General features: G+C 61.6%; 18 protein-coding genes and 3 tRNA genes. 16 read left to right on the top strand and 5 right to left on the bottom strand.

Annotated features, from left to right (window positions below; genetic code table 11):
* Position 1: 1 nt before the first annotated feature.
* The 4 genes from ACWFSR_RS12715 to ACWFSR_RS12700 all read right to left on the bottom strand — a co-directional run bounded on the left by ACWFSR_RS12715 (position 2) and on the right by ACWFSR_RS12700 (position 1,437).
* Positions 2-844 (bottom strand): FxLYD domain-containing protein, encoded by an 843-nt coding sequence (locus tag ACWFSR_RS12715; protein ID WP_447522530.1) that lies wholly within the window; start codon positions 842-844, stop codon positions 2-4.
* A 268-nt stretch (positions 845-1,112) separates the two neighbouring features.
* Positions 1,113-1,185: transfer RNA gene (locus ACWFSR_RS12710), tRNA-Phe, on the bottom strand.
* Positions 1,186-1,263: 78 nt separating this feature from the next.
* Positions 1,264-1,337 (bottom strand) — tRNA-Asp (locus ACWFSR_RS12705).
* Positions 1,338-1,361: 24 nt separating this feature from the next.
* A tRNA-Glu gene (locus ACWFSR_RS12700) sits at positions 1,362-1,437 on the bottom strand.
* 265 nt (positions 1,438-1,702) lie between these two features.
* Here ACWFSR_RS12700 and ACWFSR_RS12695 point away from each other — a divergent pair.
* The 3 genes from ACWFSR_RS12695 to ACWFSR_RS12685 all read left to right on the top strand — a co-directional run bounded on the left by ACWFSR_RS12695 (position 1,703) and on the right by ACWFSR_RS12685 (position 5,396).
* Positions 1,703-2,968: a M23 family metallopeptidase gene (locus ACWFSR_RS12695; protein ID WP_447522529.1), complete on the top strand. Its 1,266-nt coding sequence runs from the start codon at positions 1,703-1,705 to the stop codon at positions 2,966-2,968.
* Positions 2,969-3,215: 247 nt separating this feature from the next.
* Positions 3,216-4,526: a M23 family metallopeptidase gene (locus ACWFSR_RS12690; RefSeq protein ID WP_231599820.1), complete on the top strand. Its 1,311-nt coding sequence runs from the start codon at positions 3,216-3,218 to the stop codon at positions 4,524-4,526.
* A 51-nt stretch (positions 4,527-4,577) separates the two neighbouring features.
* Positions 4,578-5,396 carry an SDR family NAD(P)-dependent oxidoreductase gene (locus ACWFSR_RS12685; RefSeq protein WP_197109405.1) on the top strand — a complete coding sequence of 273 codons (819 nt, stop codon included), beginning with the start codon at positions 4,578-4,580 and terminating at the stop codon, positions 5,394-5,396.
* Between the two features lie 154 nt (positions 5,397-5,550).
* Here ACWFSR_RS12685 and ACWFSR_RS12680 read toward each other — a convergent pair whose 3' ends face one another.
* A complete protein-coding gene (locus tag ACWFSR_RS12680; protein ID WP_197106574.1) occupies positions 5,551-6,042 on the bottom strand; it encodes an inorganic diphosphatase in 492 nt (163 codons plus the stop codon).
* A gap of 48 nt (positions 6,043-6,090) precedes the next feature.
* Here ACWFSR_RS12680 and tilS point away from each other — a divergent pair, with 48 nt between their 5' ends.
* The 13 genes from tilS (at position 6,091) to panC (ending at position 17,856) form a co-directional block, all read left to right on the top strand.
* Complete coding sequence (tilS, locus tag ACWFSR_RS12675) at positions 6,091-7,134, top strand: tRNA lysidine(34) synthetase TilS (protein ID WP_447522528.1); 1,044 nt, start codon at positions 6,091-6,093, stop codon at positions 7,132-7,134.
* Complete coding sequence (gene hpt / locus ACWFSR_RS12670; RefSeq protein WP_447522527.1) at positions 7,124-7,675, top strand: hypoxanthine phosphoribosyltransferase; 552 nt, start codon at positions 7,124-7,126, stop codon at positions 7,673-7,675. The genes tilS and hpt overlap by 11 nt, the downstream gene beginning before the upstream one ends.
* Positions 7,676-7,685: 10 nt before the next feature.
* The gene (locus tag ACWFSR_RS12665) at positions 7,686-9,119 is read left to right on the top strand and encodes a serine hydrolase domain-containing protein (RefSeq protein ID WP_447522526.1); all 1,434 of its coding nucleotides are present in this window, start codon (positions 7,686-7,688) and stop codon (positions 9,117-9,119) included.
* A gap of 127 nt (positions 9,120-9,246) precedes the next feature.
* Complete coding sequence (gene ftsH / locus ACWFSR_RS12660; RefSeq protein ID WP_197106570.1) at positions 9,247-11,247, top strand: ATP-dependent zinc metalloprotease FtsH; 2,001 nt, start codon at positions 9,247-9,249, stop codon at positions 11,245-11,247.
* Between the two features lie 6 nt (positions 11,248-11,253).
* Entirely contained in the window at positions 11,254-11,838 is a 585-nt protein-coding gene (folE, locus tag ACWFSR_RS12655) for a GTP cyclohydrolase I FolE (RefSeq protein WP_197106569.1), read from the top strand.
* A gap of 10 nt (positions 11,839-11,848) precedes the next feature.
* Positions 11,849-12,658 carry a dihydropteroate synthase gene (gene folP, locus ACWFSR_RS12650; protein ID WP_307784206.1) on the top strand — a complete coding sequence of 270 codons (810 nt, stop codon included), beginning with the start codon at positions 11,849-11,851 and terminating at the stop codon, positions 12,656-12,658.
* The gene (gene folB, locus ACWFSR_RS12645; protein WP_197106568.1) at positions 12,655-13,074 is read left to right on the top strand and encodes a dihydroneopterin aldolase; all 420 of its coding nucleotides are present in this window, start codon (positions 12,655-12,657) and stop codon (positions 13,072-13,074) included. Before folP ends, folB begins: the two co-directional genes overlap by 4 nt.
* Entirely contained in the window at positions 13,074-13,601 is a 528-nt protein-coding gene (gene folK / locus ACWFSR_RS12640) for a 2-amino-4-hydroxy-6-hydroxymethyldihydropteridine diphosphokinase (protein ID WP_447522525.1), read from the top strand. Before folB ends, folK begins: the two co-directional genes overlap by 1 nt.
* Positions 13,595-14,083: a DUF3180 domain-containing protein gene (locus tag ACWFSR_RS12635; protein WP_129072313.1), complete on the top strand. Its 489-nt coding sequence runs from the start codon at positions 13,595-13,597 to the stop codon at positions 14,081-14,083. The genes folK and ACWFSR_RS12635 overlap by 7 nt, the downstream gene beginning before the upstream one ends.
* Positions 14,080-14,565 carry a PH domain-containing protein gene (locus ACWFSR_RS12630; RefSeq protein WP_129072312.1) on the top strand — a complete coding sequence of 162 codons (486 nt, stop codon included), beginning with the start codon at positions 14,080-14,082 and terminating at the stop codon, positions 14,563-14,565. Before ACWFSR_RS12635 ends, ACWFSR_RS12630 begins: the two co-directional genes overlap by 4 nt.
* Entirely contained in the window at positions 14,562-16,247 is a 1,686-nt protein-coding gene (locus ACWFSR_RS12625) for a PH domain-containing protein (protein ID WP_447522524.1), read from the top strand. The genes ACWFSR_RS12630 and ACWFSR_RS12625 overlap by 4 nt, the downstream gene beginning before the upstream one ends.
* Positions 16,247-16,996 (top strand): DUF2520 domain-containing protein, encoded by a 750-nt coding sequence (locus tag ACWFSR_RS12620; protein WP_447522523.1) that lies wholly within the window; start codon positions 16,247-16,249, stop codon positions 16,994-16,996. The genes ACWFSR_RS12625 and ACWFSR_RS12620 overlap by 1 nt, the downstream gene beginning before the upstream one ends.
* The gene (gene panC / locus ACWFSR_RS12615) at positions 16,993-17,856 is read left to right on the top strand and encodes a pantoate--beta-alanine ligase (protein WP_197106566.1); all 864 of its coding nucleotides are present in this window, start codon (positions 16,993-16,995) and stop codon (positions 17,854-17,856) included. The genes ACWFSR_RS12620 and panC overlap by 4 nt, the downstream gene beginning before the upstream one ends.
* Positions 17,857-17,882: the final 26 nt, after the last annotated feature.

Raw genomic sequence — 17,882 nt, 5'->3', positions numbered from 1 at the left:
ACTAATTGGTGGCGCACGGCTGGCTCAGGCTCCCATAGTCGCCATCAGCCGTCGTCCAATCAACGGCGATGTCGATCTCGCCCGCTTCAGACTGGCTGGAGAACTCGAGCATCGCAGTTTGATCTGCGCGCCAGCTGCTGACGGAGGCATAGCTCGAGTCAACGTTGACTCCGTTCTCGTCGAGAAGCGAGAGGGTGAGGCTGAGGTTATCTATGTCGGTACCGGTCGTGTTTTTCGCAGCTGATTCGTAGTCGAACCAGCCGTAGCTCTCTCCAGCCATCTCCCACTCAAGATCGCAAACGACAGACGAGATCGATGACTCAAAAGAGGCACGCTCTTCGGCCAGGTTGGCGTTGGTGCGCATCTCATCGGTGATGTCTTGGTATTCAGCAGGGAGCTCGAGTGAGTATGTGTCGATGAGGTCGAGAATTGCCACCGTGCGGCGGTCATAAATGTCGCGCCAAAGTCCATCAAACTTTAGATAGTCGACATTCAGGTATTGAAGTGCGTCTTTGCTTTCCCCGAGCAAATCAACGTAGTCGACGGCGCGTGTACGGAGCGAATCGTCCTCGAACGGCATTGAGGTGTATCCGCCGACCTTGTCGATTTCGATTGCAATGGCAGCCTGCATCTGTTGCTCGAATTTTTCGTCGTAGCCTGAATCGTTTGGATCGAGGTCTTGTTCGGGGGTGTCTAGAAAGTCCCAACGATCGACCCAACCAGAGGTCACGTCCTCCAAGAAAGCTTGATCGGCCGATGCGGGCTCGGGCGACGGGTTGGTTCCAGAGCACGCCGTAAGCGCGATCAAGCAGAGCGCGGTGATGGCAGGCGCGAAAATGCGCATATTGAATGCTCCTCAATTTAGCTTTGTATCAACTTTACCTGCAAGCCGTTCGAAGCGACAATCGAAGAGAGGCGGGGCTGAACCCCTCAGCGAGTCCATCGCTGAGTTGATCGGAACTGCCGGCAACACGCGAGACCACGCAATCGTCAGGGCGAGACCTGAGGGGATTCTTGAGCCTTGGTCAAAATTGGGGGACCGAGTGGCGATAAGACTGGGCTGGGCGCAAAAAAATGACCCTCGCCCGGTAGAAGCCCGGGAAAGGGTCAAGTGGCTCCGACGGGCGTCGATCCCGTGACCTCACAATTTTCAGTCGTGCGCTCTACCAACTGAGCTACAGAGCCGTAAGAGTTTCCTCCTACTCGTAAAGGTTTCCCCCTACTACAGAAAAAGCCCCTCCTTGCGAAGAGGCTTTCTGTTTGCGACCCTGACCGGACTTGAACCGGCGACCTCCGCCGTGACAGGGCGGCGCGCTAACCAACTGCGCTACAGGGCCAAGCTATTAAATTCTGTGTGTGTCTGGTGACCCCAACGGGATTCGAACCCGTGCTGCCGCCGTGAAAGGGCGGTGTCCTAGGCCACTAAACGATGGGGCCTCGAAGTCACAGAACTTCTTAGCTACCGAGGGAAAAGCATACGGTGCGTTTCGTGATTTACCAAACTGAGAAGCAAACTGACTGATATTTCATGAAGCGCTTTTTCCAACAGGCTCAAATGTACCCGACTTTTGCGGCGCCGGATACTACGTTCAGTGAGAGGTTGAGACTTTTGCGCCAAGTGTCGTTGGCGCGGGTGATCTTTCCCGCGTGGCTACGTGCTCTAAGCCAACGCCCGATAACGCTGAGGGGAATAATGAAGGTCATGCATGCGAGTCGGGGAACCACGGCAACGCGAGCGCTCCGCTCTCTCGCTTTCCGCGTCATTGGCTTCACCGCCGCGCTTAGCCTCATTGTGGGCGTGAGCGTCGTTGCCGGTACCAGCCAGGCAGCATTCGCCGATGATTACCCCACGTGGAGTGACGTCACCGAAGCCCGCAATGACGAAGCAGCAACCAAAAAAGTTGTCGAGCGCATTGAGGCGGCACTCGTTCAGCTCGAGGCTGATGCCGCAGCCGCCCAGAAAGAGGCCGAAGAAAAGGGCAACATCTGGCAAGAGGCTGACACGAAGTACCAAGCGAAGGCCACCCAGACCGCAACTTTGCAAGAGCAAGCGGATGCCGCAAGCGCCGAAGCTGACGAAGCTGAGACACGCATCGGTGAGCTTGCCGCGCGGCTCGTGCGTGCCGGTGGTGGCGACGTCACCACTAGCCTCCTCGCCAACTCGCAGGACGCAGACGCGCTGCTCTACAACCTGGGCATGTCGTCAAAGATTTCGCAGCAGACATCCTCCCTGTTTGATCGCGCTGTTCAAGCTCGCAATACGGCGCAGTCGCTGAGCGATGCTGCGGAAGTTGCTCGCGCCGAACTTGAAGTTCTCAAGATCGCGGCTGAAAAGGCTTTCGCTGAGGCTCAGGCCGCCGCTCAGGCCGCCGAAGAAGCTCTCGCCGAGCAGCAGGAGCGCAAGATTGAGTTCGACGCTCAGCTCGCCGCACTGACTTCTGCTCGCAAGGCAACTGAAGACAGCTATCTAGAGGGCGTGCGTGAGCGCGAAGCCGCTCGCGCTGCTGCAGAAGCTGCCGCACAGGTTCCGAATTTGGACGCTGGCGAAATCAGCCTGAGTGGTTGGGCCCGCCCCGCCGGGGGATACATCACTTCGGTGTATGGCTACAGCTCGAATTACGGCTCCAGCTTCCATAAGGGCACCGATATCGGTGCTGCTTGTGGTGCTGGCATTTATGCGGCGTCGAGCGGAACCGTTGTCTATGCCGGTTATGGCTGGAATGGCGGCTACGGAAACTACATCATCATTGAGCACAGCGGTGGATTGCGCACCGCGTATGGCCACATCGTTGACGGCGGTATTCGGGTTTCTTCTGGACAGAGTGTGGCCGTCGGAACGAAGATCGCCAGCGTCGGCTCGACCGGAAACTCCACCGGATGCCACCTTCACTTTGAGGTGCGCCCCAACGGCTGGGACACGACAAACCCGGTGCCGTTCATGGCGGGCCAAGGCATTCAACTCGGCTAAAGCCTCAGAACGTGCTCCTGCTGAAGGGAAATGCTCGCGAATCAGCACCGCAGTCTTTCCATGGCATCCTGATGGGCCGGGATCGGCCGGGGAGATGCGTTGCGGCGTGCACTAATGCACGCGAAACCCGCATTCAACAAAAGGTTGAGACTTTTGGGTCGCATGTTGTTAGTGTGGTCAATGTTATTCGTGTGACTAATGGCCATTAGTCGGCGCTGAACAATGTTTAGGGGAACAATTGAAGGTCATGCATGCGAGTCGGGGGACCGCAGCAAAGCACAAGCTTCGCTCACACTCTTTTCGGGCAATCAGTTTCGTCGCGGCGCTCAGCCTCGTCGTCGGGGTCAGCGTTGTTGCGGGAAGTAGCCAGGCTGCTTTCGCCGATGACTACCCCACGTGGAGCGAAGTCACTGAGGCCCGCAACAACGAAGCGGCGACTCAGAAGGTAGTCGACCGCATCAAGGCCGCACTGGTAGAACTCGAAGCTCAAGCCGTCGCCACTCAAAAGGATGCCGAAGAAAAAGGCAACATTTGGCAAGAGGCCGACACTAAGTACCAAGCGAAGTCTGCACAGACCGAAACTTTGCAAGAGCAAGCGGATGTCGCAAGCGCCGAAGCCGATGAAGCTGAGAAGCGCATCGGTGAGCTTGCTGCGCGGCTCGTGCGTGCTGGCGGCGGAGACGTCACCACGAACCTCCTCGCCAATTCTCAAGACGCCGACGCCTTGCTTTACAACTTGGGCATGTCATCGAAGATTTCCCAGCAGACATCCGCTCTGTTCGATCGTGCCGTTCAGGCTCGCAACACCGCGCAGTCGCTGAGCGATGCTGCTGAAGTGGCTCGCGCCGAACTTGAAGTTCTGAAGATCGCCGCCGAGAAAGCGTTTGAGGAAGCTCAAGCAGCAGCGGCTGCAGCGGAAATCGCAGTAGCGGAGCAGCAGGAACGCAAGGTTGAGTTCGACGCTCAGCTTGCTGCTCTCACTGCCGAGCGCGTCGTCACCGAAGCTGACTACCAGGCTGGGGTCAAGCAGCGCGAAGCGGAGCGCATTGCACGCGAGAAGCGGGCTGCTGCGGCAGCCGCGGCTGCCGCTGCTGCTGCCGCCGCTCAAAACGGTGGCTCCAGTGGCGGTTCAGGCTCCTCGAGCGCCAACGGCTGGACTAAGCCTGCCTATGGCTACATCACGTCGGTGTACGGCTACAGCTCGAACTACGGCTCAAGCTTCCACAAGGGAACTGACATTGGCGCTGGCTGTGGAGCCCCGATCTACGCCGCATCAAGCGGAACTGTTGTGTACGCCGGTTATGGCTGGAATGGCGGCTACGGCAACTACATCATCATCGAACACGCTGGTGGAGTGCGCACCGCTTACGGTCACATTATTGCCGGCGGCATCAACGTCTCCTACGGTCAGAGCGTGGGTGTCGGAACCAGAATTGCCAGCGTCGGCACGACCGGAAACTCCACCGGCTGCCACTTGCACTTCGAGGTTCGCCCCAACGGGTGGGACACCACCAACCCCGTGTCATTCATGTCAGGTAAGGGCGTTGGCCTCGGCTAAAGTCTGAGCACAGGCTTGAGGCAACGACGTCTCTGGCAGAGGGAGCACGCCATGCACTCAGTTGCCGGACTCGTTGTTGTGATTACGGGCGCTGCCCGCGGAATGGGCGAGATTTATGCTCAGCGCGCTGTCGCTGAGGGTGCCGCGAAAGTAGTGCTGCTTGACGTCGATGCCACGGCTCTGGATGTCGCAGCAGCCGCTCTGAGTGCTGCGGGCGGTTCCGTCACCAGTTACGTTGTCGATCTCTCGTCACGCACCGCGATCGAGTCTGTCGCCGAACGCATCCGCACCGAAGTGGGAACCCCCCACGTGCTCATCAACAACGCGGGCATTGTGCGCAGTGGCTACTTCTGGGAGCACGACGCGGTTCGCGATATCGAAGCGACCATGCAGATCAACACTCTCGCGGCCATGTACCTGTCCCGCGAACTGCTGCCCGCGATGATCGAGGGCGGAGCGCCCAGCCGCATCCTGAATATCGCGTCGGCGGCCGGAACTCTCTCGAATCCGAATATGAGTGTCTACGCGGCATCCAAGTGGGCCATGATCGGCTGGAGCGATTCGCTGCGGCTCGAACTGAACAAAGCAGGCCACGCCCATATCGCGGTGACCACTTTTGCACCCAGCTACATCAGCACCGGGATGTTCGCCGGCGTGCGGGGGCCGCTGTTGACCCCCATCATGACTCCCGAGATCGCGACCTCGGCAGCGTGGTCGGCGATGCTCCGCGGCAAGCCGCTACTCATGAAGCCGTGGACGGTCGGGCTGGCTCGCGGGCTCAAAGGCGTGCTGCCGACGCGCGCTTGGGACTTTGTGGCCGGGCGAGTTTTCAAGGTCTACAACTCGATGGATGAGTTCACGGGGCGCTGAGTTCAGCGGGCGCTGAGCCCACCAGCCGATAAGTTCGGCGGGCGCTGAGCCGCGCTAAACCGTTAAACGCCGATGGCGGATGCCTGAGCATCCGCCATCGGGGTGACGCGCACGGTACCTGAGCACCGCGCGCGAGAAGTGCGCCGTGAACTGCTTAGTGGCCTTCGGCCTTGAGCTTCTCGAAACCAGCCTGAACGATCGCGTCAGCTTCTGCTGCGTCGCCCCAACCGTCGATCTTGACCCACTTGCCGGGCTCGAGGTCTTTGTAGTGCTCGAAGAAGTGCTCGATCTCCTTGCGGGTGAACTCAGGAACATCGTTGATGTCCTGAATGTGCGACCAGCGCGGGTCTTTCGCCTGAACGCAAATGACCTTGGAGTCGATGCCGCCATCGTCGCTCATGTTGAGCACAGCAACCGGACGAACCGAAATACCCACACCGGGGAAGGTCGGAGCATCGAGCAGAATCAGAGCGTCTACGGGGTCACCGTCGAGGCCGAGAGTGTTCTCGAAGAAGCCGTAGTCGGTGGGGTAGGCGAAGGTGGTGAAGAGAAAACGGTCGAGAAATACGCGACCGGTTTCGTGGTCAACTTCGTACTTGTTCCGGCTTCCGCGCGGAATCTCAACGACAACGTCGTATGCGGCCATGTAGCTGCTCCTAAGAAAAATGTGGGGTTGCTGCAATAACGTTACTGGATGCACTCCGAACGGCGCCCCCGTCTTACTCCCGCAATCGCTGATGTGAGGCGTGCTGTGCGCACTGCGTTGAGCTCATTACCGGTGCCCGCGGGTTCCGCGGGGGTGCCTGCAGGCTCAGAACCGCTCGTTCTTGTCGCCCTCAGCGGTGGCCCCGATTCGCTTGCGCTGGCGGCCGCAACGGCCTTCGAAGCGTCCAAGGCCGGCATGCGAGCCGGTGCCGTGATCGTGAATCACAACCTTCAAGACGGGTCAGCGGATGTCGCCGCCGCCGCCGCACAGCAGGCTCGCGACCTCGGGCTTGACCCCGTCGACATCCGCTCGGTACTCGTCGGAGACGCCGGAGGCCCCGAATCTGCCGCCCGGGACGCGCGCTACGCGGCGCTAGCCGAAGCCGCCGCCGAGCATGGCGCCATTCGGGTGCTGCTCGGCCACACCCTCGACGATCAGGCCGAAACCGTGCTGCTTGGCCTTGCCCGCGGCAGCGGGGCTGGCAGCCTCAAAGGGATGGCAGCCGACACTGGCCAATACCTGCGGCCGCTGCTGGCAGTGCCGCGAACCACGACCGTTCAGTGCTGCGAAGACTCCGGAATGGCGGCGTGGAATGACCCGCACAACCTCGATACCTCGTACACGCGAGTGCGGGTGCGGCAGACCGTATTGCCGCTGCTCGAAAGCGAACTGGGGCCCGGCATCCGCGACGCTTTAGTGCGAACGGCAGACCAAGCGCGCGAAGATGCCGAAGCGCTCGACCATTTTGCGGAAGAAATCGCGGAAGATTTGGCCGAGATTTCGGAGGCGGGAATCTCGTTGCCGGTGCGCGCGCTTGCGGCGAATCCGGCCGCTCTACGCCAGCGTTTGATTAGGTTGGCGGTGGCAAGCGAGTTCCATGTCTCGCTCAGTCGCACCCACACTCTGGAGATCGCACGCCTCGTCACCGACTGGAGGGGGCAGGGACCGATCGACGTTCCCGGCGTTAGGGTTGAACGACGAGAGAACCTTCTCCACTTTTCGGCCCACAGTGAGGAACGCGATGCAGTTTAGCGATGTCGAAGGAGACCTCAGCGAGGTCCTTCTGACCCAGGAAGAGATCCACGAGAAGATCGCCGTGATGGCGCGTCAGATCGAGGCCGACTATGCCGGCGAGAAGCTGCTGCTGGTCGGTGTGCTGCGCGGTGCTGTCATGGTGATGGCTGACCTCGCACGTGAACTCAGCCTGCCGATCGAGATGGACTGGATGGCCGTCTCCTCGTATGGCGCCGGCACGCAGTCCTCGGGTGTCGTTCGCATCCTCAAAGACCTCGACAGCGACCTTGAGGGTCGCAAGGTACTCATCGTTGAAGACATCATCGACTCGGGCCTCACGCTCTCCTGGTTGCTTGGCAACCTGCGCAGCCGCGGTGCTGCCTCCGTGGAGATCTGCACCCTGCTGCGTAAGCCGGATGCCGCCAAGGTCGAAGTAGATGTCAAGTACGTCGGCTTCGACATCCCCAACGCGTTCGTGATCGGCTACGGCCTCGACTACGCGGAGAAGTACCGCAACTTGCGCGGCGTCGCAGTGCTCGCACCTCACGTTTACGCCTAGGGCTCGCTGAATGCGGGCGAAGGCAGCAATCGATCAGGCGACCGACGAGATTGTTGGTCTGTTTGAGAATCGGGTAGCCGAGCAGAAGGCCCCAGCATCGTTCTTCGCGGTGTTTGGCCCAGACGGCATCGTGCTGGAGGGCGGCTACGGCGAGAAGGTTCTTGGCGAAGGCAACGCTCCCGACCGCGACACGGTGTTCCGCATCGCGTCGTGCACGAAGAGCTTCACGTGCACGCTGCTGCTGATGCTGCGCGATCGTGGCCAGCTCAGCCTCGATGCGCCGATCACTGACTTTGTTCCTGCGTTCACCGCTCTCGAGCCCGCGGCTGCTCCCGTGACTCCGAGTGTGCGTCAGCTCATGACGATGTCGGCGGGGTTCCCCACCGATAACCCGTGGGGTGACCGCGTGGAGGAGATGACGCGGGCCGAACTCGACGAGTTCATGGCGGCGGGCATCCGCTATTCGAGCACGCCAGGCACTCGCTTTGAGTACTCGAATCTCGGCTACGCCCTGCTGGGTGAAGTCATCGCCGAAATTACGGGCCGCCCCTACATCGAGGCGATTGCCGCCGAAATTCTCGAACCCCTTGGCCTCACCTCGACACGCTTCGAGGAAGACCCGGATGCCGATGTCGCCCTCGGCTACCGGCTCGCCAATGGGCAGTGGCAGGTTCAGCCGTTCACCGGGCCCGGAGTCTTTTCTTCCATGGGTGGTTTGTTTTCTAGCGCGACCGACCTGGTGCGTTGGTCGCTGTGGCTCGCTGGCGCTCTCGATCCAGACGGCACTTCAGACGGACCCCTGTCTGCCGCCAGCCGCCGCGAACTTCAGCAGATTCAGCGCGCCGTGCCCGAGGGCATGTCGAAGGCTGCCGAGTTTTCCGAGCCGACAGCGCACGGTTATGGCTACGGCCTGTTCATCGATGAGGGCACGACGAAGATCGTGTCGCACTCGGGCGGTTACCCCGGAGTGAGTGCCCACATGCGCTGGCACGCCCCAACCGGCCTCGGCATTGTGGCGTTCGAGAATGGCACGTTTGCGGCATCCTCGATCCCGGCAACTCAGGCTTTGCAGGCTGCGTTGAATGCGTACGGCGAGCTGACGACGCCAGCTCCGGCCTGGCCCGAAACTCTGTCCGCTCGCGACGTGTTCGATGGCCTCGTTCGCGAGTGGGATACCCCCACCGCGGATGCGCTCGCCGCCGTGAACTTGGCGCTCGATGTTCCGTGGGAAGAGCGCATCGCTGGCATTGCGAAAGCGATTGCTGAGGTGGGGCCGCTCACCGGTGCGCCGCTGACCGAAGTACCGCGCACCCTCAGCGACACTCCTGCCGTGACCAACTGGACGATCGACGGCGAACGCGGTCGCATCAAGTGCCACATCCTGATGAGCCCCGAACTGCCACCCCGCGTGCAAACCTTCGCGGTGACAACCGAAAGTCACTAGCCGCAGCGAGCCCGCTCGGAACGCATTACGCCGAGGGCAAACATGCAGTGGTCTTGCAGCGCGATAACGGTAACCTTGCAGCACGTTTCTTCAGAGAGAGGCACTGGGTCACCCGACCCGGAACATCATGAATTTTAAGCGCATTTTCCGCGGCCCCGTTCCGTACATCATCATCGGTATCGCCGCCGTCTCGATCGCCGCGAGCCTTCTCCTCGGCGAGGGCTACAAAGAGATCACCACTCAAGAGGGCCTCGACCTTCTTCAGGGATCGACGGTGTCATCAGCCACCATCATTGACGGTGAGCAGCGCGTTGACCTCGAGCTCTCCAAAGCCGACGGCGACAACGGAACGAAGGTGCAGTTCTACTACGTAGCACCGCGTGGCACCGAGATCGTTTCTGCTGTCAACGGCGCCGACGTCAAGGAGTTCAACGACCAGGTTCCGCAGGAAAACTTCTTCGTCTCCTTCCTCTCGATCATGCTGCCGTTCCTCATCATCGGCATCATCTTCTTCTTCATCTTCAGCCGCATGCAGGGTGGCGGCGGCAAGGTTATGCAGTTCGGCAAGTCGAAGGCCAAGCTCGTGGGTAAAGACACCCCGCAGGCCACTTTTGCGGATGTCGCTGGTGCTGACGAGGCCATCGAAGAGCTCGAAGAAATCAAAGACTTCCTGAAAGAACCGGCCAAGTTCTTGGCTGTTGGCGCCCGCATCCCGAAGGGCGTACTGCTGTACGGCCCTCCCGGAACCGGTAAGACCCTGCTGGCCAAGGCCACCGCGGGTGAAGCTGGCGTGCCGTTCTACACAATCTCTGGTTCTGACTTCGTCGAAATGTTCGTGGGTGTCGGTGCAAGCCGTGTTCGCGACCTCTTCGAGCAGGCCAAGCAGAATGCTCCCGCAATCATCTTCATCGACGAGATCGATGCTGTTGGTCGTCACCGTGGTGCCGGAATCGGTGGCGGTAACGATGAGCGCGAGCAGACTCTCAACCAGTTGCTGGTCGAGATGGATGGCTTCGACGTGAACGCCAACGTGATCCTCATCGCCGCAACGAACCGCCCTGATGTTCTCGACCCCGCGCTTCTGCGCCCTGGTCGTTTTGACCGTCAGATTGGTGTGGATGCTCCCGACAAGATCGGTCGCAAGCAGATTCTCGAAGTGCACGCCAAGGGCAAGCCCATGGCCGAGGGCGTTGACCTCGAAGTGCTCGCTCGCAAGACGCCCGGCTTCACCGGTGCCGACCTGGCGAACGTGCTCAACGAAGCAGCCTTGCTGACCGCGCGCTCCAACGCGCAGCTCATCGACAACCGTGCTCTCGACGAGGCCGTTGACCGTGTCATGGCCGGCCCGCAGCGTCGTTCGCGCCTCATGAACGACAAAGAGAAGCTCGTCACGGCGTACCACGAGGGTGGTCACGCGGTGGCTGCTGCCTCGATGCGCAACACCGACCCCGTCACGAAGATCACCATTCTTCCTCGCGGTCGTGCGCTCGGCTACACGATGGTGATGCCGCTCGAAGACAAGTACTCCGTTTCGCGTAACGAGCTGCTCGATCAGCTCGCCTACGCGATGGGTGGTCGTGTTGCGGAAGAAATCGTGTTCCACGACCCGACGACCGGGGCATCCAACGACATCGAAAAGGCCACCTCGATTGCTCGCCGCATGGTCACCGAATACGGCATGAGTGCCCGAATCGGTTCCGTGAAGCTGGGCAGTGCCTCAAGCGAACCCTTCATGGGTCGCGACATGAGCTCGAGCCGCGAATACTCCGAAGAGCTCGCCAAGATCATTGACGAAGAAGTTCGGCTGTTGATCGAGAAAGCTCACGACGAGGCATGGCAGATGCTCAACGAGAACCGCAAGGTGCTCGACAAGATCGCCCTCGAGTTGATGGAGAAAGAGACCCTCGACCACGTCGAGCTCGACAAGATCTTCAAGGGAATCGCCAAGCTTCCCGAGCGTCCCCAGTGGCTCTCGAGCGACGCACGCCCCGTGTCGCAGTTGCCTCCCATCAAGGTTCCCAAGAAGAAGGTGCCGAAGGCTGACGCAAGCGACAGCGACGAAAGCACCCCTTCGAAGCCGGCACGCACCCCACGGCCACGCAAGTCGCCCGGGGTAGCAACGGCCTAGGACACTATGTCGATCGACCTCGCACGCATTGAAGCTGCGGTAGCCGAGATTCTGGATGCCGTCGGCGAAGACCCGAAGCGGGCAGGCCTCACCGCCACCCCGCGTCGGGTCGCCGAGGCGTACTCCGAGTTCTTCGCAGGCAACACGATCGACCCTCTCGTGCACCTCTCCGACAGCATCGAGTTCACCGCTAAGGCGGATCAGACGGGCGAGCTGGTGCTCGTGCGTGACATCGAGTTTCGGTCCATGTGTGAGCATCACCTGTTGCCGTTCTTGGGCGTCGCGCATGTCGCCTATGTCCCGGATGAGCGCATCATCGGCCTGGGCAATATTGCGCGGGTCGTGGAGACGATTGCCGCGCGCGCGCAACTGCAGGAGCGACTGACCGAGGAGATCACCGAGGCGATCAACACGGGGCTGTCGCCGCGTGGAGTGCTCGTTGTTATTGATGCTGTTCACGGCTGTGTTTCGGCTCGCGGACCCCGCCAGACCGCCAGCTCCACTGTGACTTTGGCGTCTCGTGGAGTTCTCAGCGATCCAGTGGAACGCGCTGAAGTGATGGCGCTCATCGGCCGAGGTGGCGATGCGTAGAAACCCTCGCGTGGCGGTTCCCCAAATCATGGGCATCCTCAATGTCACGCCTGATTCTTTTAGCGACGGCGGCCAGTTCGAACATGTGGACGCCGCCATTGCGCGAGGCATCGAACTGCGCAACCAAGGCGCGGATGTCGTCGATGTCGGTGGCGAATCGACTCGCCCCGGTGCCGAACGGGTCTCAGCCGCGGCGGAGCAGCAGCGGGTAATCCCGGTGATCAAGGCGCTCACGGCTGAAGGCGTGACCGTGAGCATCGACACCATGAATGCCGAGACAGCACTGGCCGCGGCGAATGCGGGAGCATCCATCATCAATGATGTCTCTGGTGGGCTTGCTGACCCCGAGATGTACCGCACCGTTGCCGAAACAGATCTGCTTTATATTGCGATGCACTGGCGTGGGCACAGCACCACGATGGGGCAACTCGCGCACTATGACGACGTGGTTGACGACGTGCGCAGCGAGCTGAAGGCGCGTCTGGCAGAAATGATGGTGTGGGGAGTGAAGCCCAATCGGGTGGTGCTCGATCCCGGCCTGGGCTTTGCCAAAGACGCCCGCCACAACTGGGCGCTGCTCGCGCGTATCGATGAGATTGCGTCGCTGGGGCATCCGGTGCTGATCGGGGCGTCACGCAAACGCTTTCTCGCAAAAATGCTTCCGGCCGATGCGCCGCCAGCCGAACGCGACCTGGCTACCGCAGTGATCAGCAATGTCGCCGCCGAGGCGGGCATGTGGGCCGTTCGGGTGCACGATGTTCCGTCAACGCACATTGCACTTTCCGTGTATCGAGCTATGCAGAAGGGCAAGAAACGATGAATCCCGCACTGGACGAAATCACCCTCACCGGCTTGCGCGCCACTGCCTTTCATGGCGTCTTCGACCACGAGCGTCGCGATGGTCAAGTCTTCGTGATCGACGCGACCGTGTATCTCGACTTTGCAGCCGCTGCCCGCACCGACGACCTTGACCGCACCATTCACTACGGCGTCTTGGCCGAAGAGATCGTCGCCGCCGTCGAGAGCAACCCGGTCGATCTCATCGAGACGGTTGCCGAACGCATCGCCGCTGTAGTGCTCGCACACGAGGCCGCCGTGAGCACCAAGATCACGCTCCACAAACCAGAAGCACCCATCACGGTGCCGTTCACCGATGTCTCGGTCACCATCACTCGTCAGCGTGCAGCCCGCGCCCAGACCGCCGGCTTCAGCGCAGAACCGCAGCCGCTGCCGTGATGCGACAGCAACGACTGCACGTCGAGTTGCCGGTGATGCTTGCCATCGGCAGCAATCTTGGCGACCGCGAAACCACCCTGCGCGATGCCGTGCACGCCATCAACCGCATCGACGGTGTGACCGTGGATGCCGCCTCCAGCATTGTGCAGACTCCGGCCCTGAAACTCTCCGGCATCGACCACTCTGCGCCCGCGTATCTCAACGCGGTCGTGTTAGCGCGCAGTTCGCTGGAGCCCCACGCTCTCCTCGCTGAGCTGCAGCGCGTCGAGGCTGAGCATGGTCGCGTGCGCGACGAACGCTGGGGCGATCGCACGCTCGACATCGACATCATTTCTTTCGCGCACCTGCAAGTGGATGACGAACTTCTGACGATTCCGCATCCGCGGGCCGCCGAACGATCGTTCGTGCTCGTGCCGCTGCTGCAGCTCGACCCCCACGCGCACCTCGCCGGAATCGGAAGCGCGGCGGACGCCCTTGCCGGCATCGAGAACGACGCCACCGAGTTTGAGGCGGAACCCCTGTGGTAGCCCGCACGTCAGCCGTGCACTTGGTCACCATTGCCGCGGCGGGAGCAGCCGTCGGCTGGTTGCTCGAAGTGTTGTTGACGGCATCCGGAAACCCGATTGTGACCCCCTCGGTCGCCTTGGCGGTCTCGCTCTTCTTGATCGCCGTGATCGTGGTCGTGCTGGCAGTGCCCATCTACCGCTCATCACGCGGGCTGCGCAAAGAACGCGTGAATCCCTTCTTCGCGCTGCGCGTTGTCGTGCTCGCGAAAGCATCGAGCTTCGCCGGGGCTCTCCTTGGCGGAACCGCCCTCGGCATCGCGGTCTACCTGCTGAGCCGCACCGTTTCTCCCGAAACCGGCGCCATCGGCACGAGCTTCGTCGTTTCGGCTGGCGCGATAGTGTTGCTGATCGCAGGATTGGTCGCTGAATATTTGTGCACCATCCCGCCTGATGATGACGACCCGTCGTCGCAGAACCCGATGGACCCCCAAGGAGCAGCGTGACCGAGCGACTTGATCTCCCCGACGCCGAGTGGCGCGGCGTCTCCCGCAAGTACACCATCGTAGAAGCGGTCGGGCTGCTCATTACGGGCATTATCCTCACGGTGGGAACGTCGATCCCGACCTTCATCACCGGAATCCAGTGGCTTGCCGTAATTCCGATTTCGCTCGGCATCATCTTCGTCATCAACATCGCACTCACCCCGCGGCGAGTGCGGGCGATCGGCTACATGCTGCGCGAGGATGACCTGGTCTTTCGTCGCGGACTGATGTTCCGCCGCGTGGTTGCTGTGCCCTATGGCCGCATGCAGCTCGTCGACATCAACCGCGGACCCCTCGATCGCGCCGTTGGCCTCAGCGAACTCAAGTTTGTGACGGCCGCGGCATCCACCGGTGTGGTGATTCCTGGCCTTCCTGAGCAGGATGCTGAGGAGTTGAGAGACACGCTCGTCGCCCTGGCCGAGAGCCGCAGGGCCGGACTGTGAGCGACCCGCGCGAGCCCGCCGAGCCGCTGGAGCCTCGAGAACCGCTGGAGTCCGTGAACGCAACTGAGCCTGCGAACCTGAACGCTGCCGAGCCTGCTGCTCCCGCCGTGGCGCTCACGGTGCCCGAGAGCGCTCGTCGCCTTGCAGACGGCGAGTGGCATCGACTGCACCCGGCAACGCCGTTCTTGCGCGGCGGCATCGCGTTCGTGGCAATCATCGGTGTCATCATCGTCAACGCCCGCGACGTCTTTCTCGACACCATTTTTGGCGGCGGCAGCCGAGAACTGCGTTTCTTGGAGCGTTTTGCCGAGTCAAGCCTGATCATTTTGGCGATTCTCGCCGTGCTCGTCATCCTGATTCTGAGCGTCGGTGGTTTTTATCTGTCGTGGCGGATGCACACCTTCCGCATCACGGACGAGCTTGTTGAGGTGCGCAGCGGCATCCTGTTCCGCACCAACCGTCGTGGACGACTAGATCGCATTCAGGGCATCAATATCTCGCGGCCATTCTTGGCACGCCTGTTTGGGGCCGCCAAGCTCGAAGTGAATGTGGCAGGTCAAGACGCCAACGTTGAGCTGGCCTATCTCGGCTCCGCTGGCGCCGACGATTTACGAGTCGCGATCTTGCAGCTCGCCTCGGGCACCCGCGCGGCTGAAGCAGCGGCCGATGCAGCCGCACAAGCCCCGACCGGTGTCACGGGTGTGGTGGAGTCGCGCGTCAACGAATTCTTGGCCCCAGAGCTCGACCCCCATGCCGCGCCGCCAGAGTCGATCGTGCGCATCAGCATCCCGCGGCTCATCGGTTCTCTCGTGCTCAGCGAAGCGACCATCATCGCGATTCTGGTGGGCATCGGCATCATCACGACGATCATCGTTACTGGCGACTACGGCTGGATCTTTGCGCTCCTCCCGGGCTTTCTCGGTCTCGGCGGTTATTTGGCTTCCAGACTGACGCGCTCGCTTCGGTACTCCATCGCGGCAACGGACGACGGCATCCGGGTCGGTTATGGCCTGTTGTCGACGACCAATGAGACGCTCCCGCCCGGCCGCATTCACGCGGTTGAGGTATCGCAGCCGCTGTTATGGCGCGCTGCCGGCTGGTGGGAAATCAAGATCAACACCGCCTCGCAAGCAACAAGCTCAAGCGGTGCGACCGCGAAGACAACGCTGCTCCCGGTCGGAGATATGGCCGATGTGCACCGCGTGCTGCAACTCATTCTGCCGAGCCTCGCTGACGCCAAGTCGCGGGAACTGCTCGAGTGCGGTCTTGCCGCTGGAGCCCACGATGACGACTACGTCACCTCGCCCAAGCGGGCGGCCTGGCTGCGCTGGTTCTCCTGGCGCCGCAATGGTTTCGTGCTGATTTCGGATGCCGTAGCGCTCCGCAAGGGAGCCATCTGGCGTTCCCTCGTGCTTGTGCCTCAAGCCCGCATGCAGAGCGTCAGCATGAACGAGGGTCCGCTGCTGCGTCGCATGGGTCTTGCTGAGCTGCGAATTCACACTGTTGCGGGGCCGATTTCGGCCACCATCGGTGCGCTCGACCGCAACGATGTTGTGCGCTTCTTCGATGAGGTTGAGCACGCGGCTGTGCATGCCGCAGGCGTCGACACGAGTCACCGCTGGCGCAGTGCTGGCGTGGACGCCGAGTCCCCGGCACCAACACCACGTGAGGACAACGCGTAATGGCGCAGGCAGCTGGCCGACTCGGAATCGGCATCATTGGCGCGGGAAAGGTCGGCCCGATTCTTGGCGCAGCCCTCGCCGGCGCGGGCCATGCAATCGTCGGAATCGCGGCGACGTCAGAGCGCAACCTTGAGCGTGCAAGCGCGATCCTTCCCGACGTTCCCGTGCTCGACATCCCGACTCTGGTTGAACGCAGCGAGCTTGTGATTCTGGCGATTCCCGAGGGCGAGATTGAGTCCTTCGCGAAGGGTCTCGCCGATGCTGGAGTGTGGCAACCGGGGCAACTCGTGCTGCACACTGCGCCGGGGCTCGGCTATCAGGCGTTGGCGCCTGCGCTTGCTGCCGGCGCGATTCCGCTCGCCGTACATCCGGCCATGGTGTTCACGGGAACAAGCCTTGACCTCACGCGCCTGCACGAAACCTATTGCGCCGTCAGTGCCCCCACTCCGGTATTGCCGATTGCGCAAGCTCTCGTCGTGGAGATGGGTGCCGAGCCGATCGTGATCTCCGAAGACGAGCGTGCTGCGTGGGCCGAAGCGGTCAGTACCGCCACTAGCTTTTCGGCCGCGATTGTCCGTCAATCTTTAGATTTGCTCGGCAGCGTCGGGGTGGATGCCCCCGCGCGTGTTTTAGGTCCGCTGTTGCGGTCCTCGGTCGAGAGTGCGCTTGCGCGTGCAACTGCGACTAGCATCGATGTTTCCTTGCTCGACCCCGAGCCGAGGCCCCATTCACAGGAGGACCCCTCGTGAGTTCACACCCCCGCCCGCAAGTTATTGAGACCGTCGCGGGTATGCGCGATGTGGTTGCGCACGAGCGCGCCGCTGGCCGCACTATTGCTTTGACGCCCACGCTGGGTGCGCTTCACCAGGGTCACCTCGCTCATGTTGAGCGCGCCGCCGAGCTCGCCGATGTGCGCATCGTTTCGATCTTTGTGAATCCCACCCAGTTCGGTGCCACCGAAGATCTCGACAAGTATCCGCGCACGATGGATGACGATCTCGACATGCTTGGCGAGCTGGGGGTTCCCTACGTCTTCGCCCCCAGCGTGGAGGAAATGTACCCGAAGGGGCCAACCTCCACCACGATCTCGGCCGGCCAGATCGGCACCATGTTCGAGGGCAAAACGCGCCCCGGCCACTTCGACGGTGTGCTCACCGTTGTCGCCAAACTGCTCGCCATCACAAGCCCGCAGTTCGTCACCTTTGGCCAGAAAGATGGCCAGCAACTCTTTCTCGTTCGCCGCATGATCACCGACCTCAACATCCCGGTGCAGCTCGAGATCATCGAAACCGTGCGCGAAGAAGACGGCCTCGCCCTCTCCAGCCGCAACCAGTTCTTGGATGCTCACCAGCGCGAAGCAGCATCCATCCTGTCGACAGCATTGAACGCTGCAACCTCGGCCGCCGACAGCGGCCTTGACGCCGTGATCGCCGCCGCGCAGGGTGCACTCATGGGGGCATCGGGTGTGGAGCTCGACTACTTCACTGTCGTTGACACCGACACCTTCATGCCGGTGCCCGATGGGTACCGTGGGCCCGCTGCTGCCCTCGTCGCTGCCCGTGTGGGGGAGACCCGTCTGATCGACAACGCGACCCTCTACGTCGGCTAGTTTTCGGGCGCATTCTTGGGCGCGGC

The sequence above is a fragment of the Salinibacterium sp. NYA9b genome, assembly GCF_976973725.1.
Note: the sequence above shows the minus strand (reverse complement) of the source record. Positions and strands in the feature narration are given on the sequence as shown.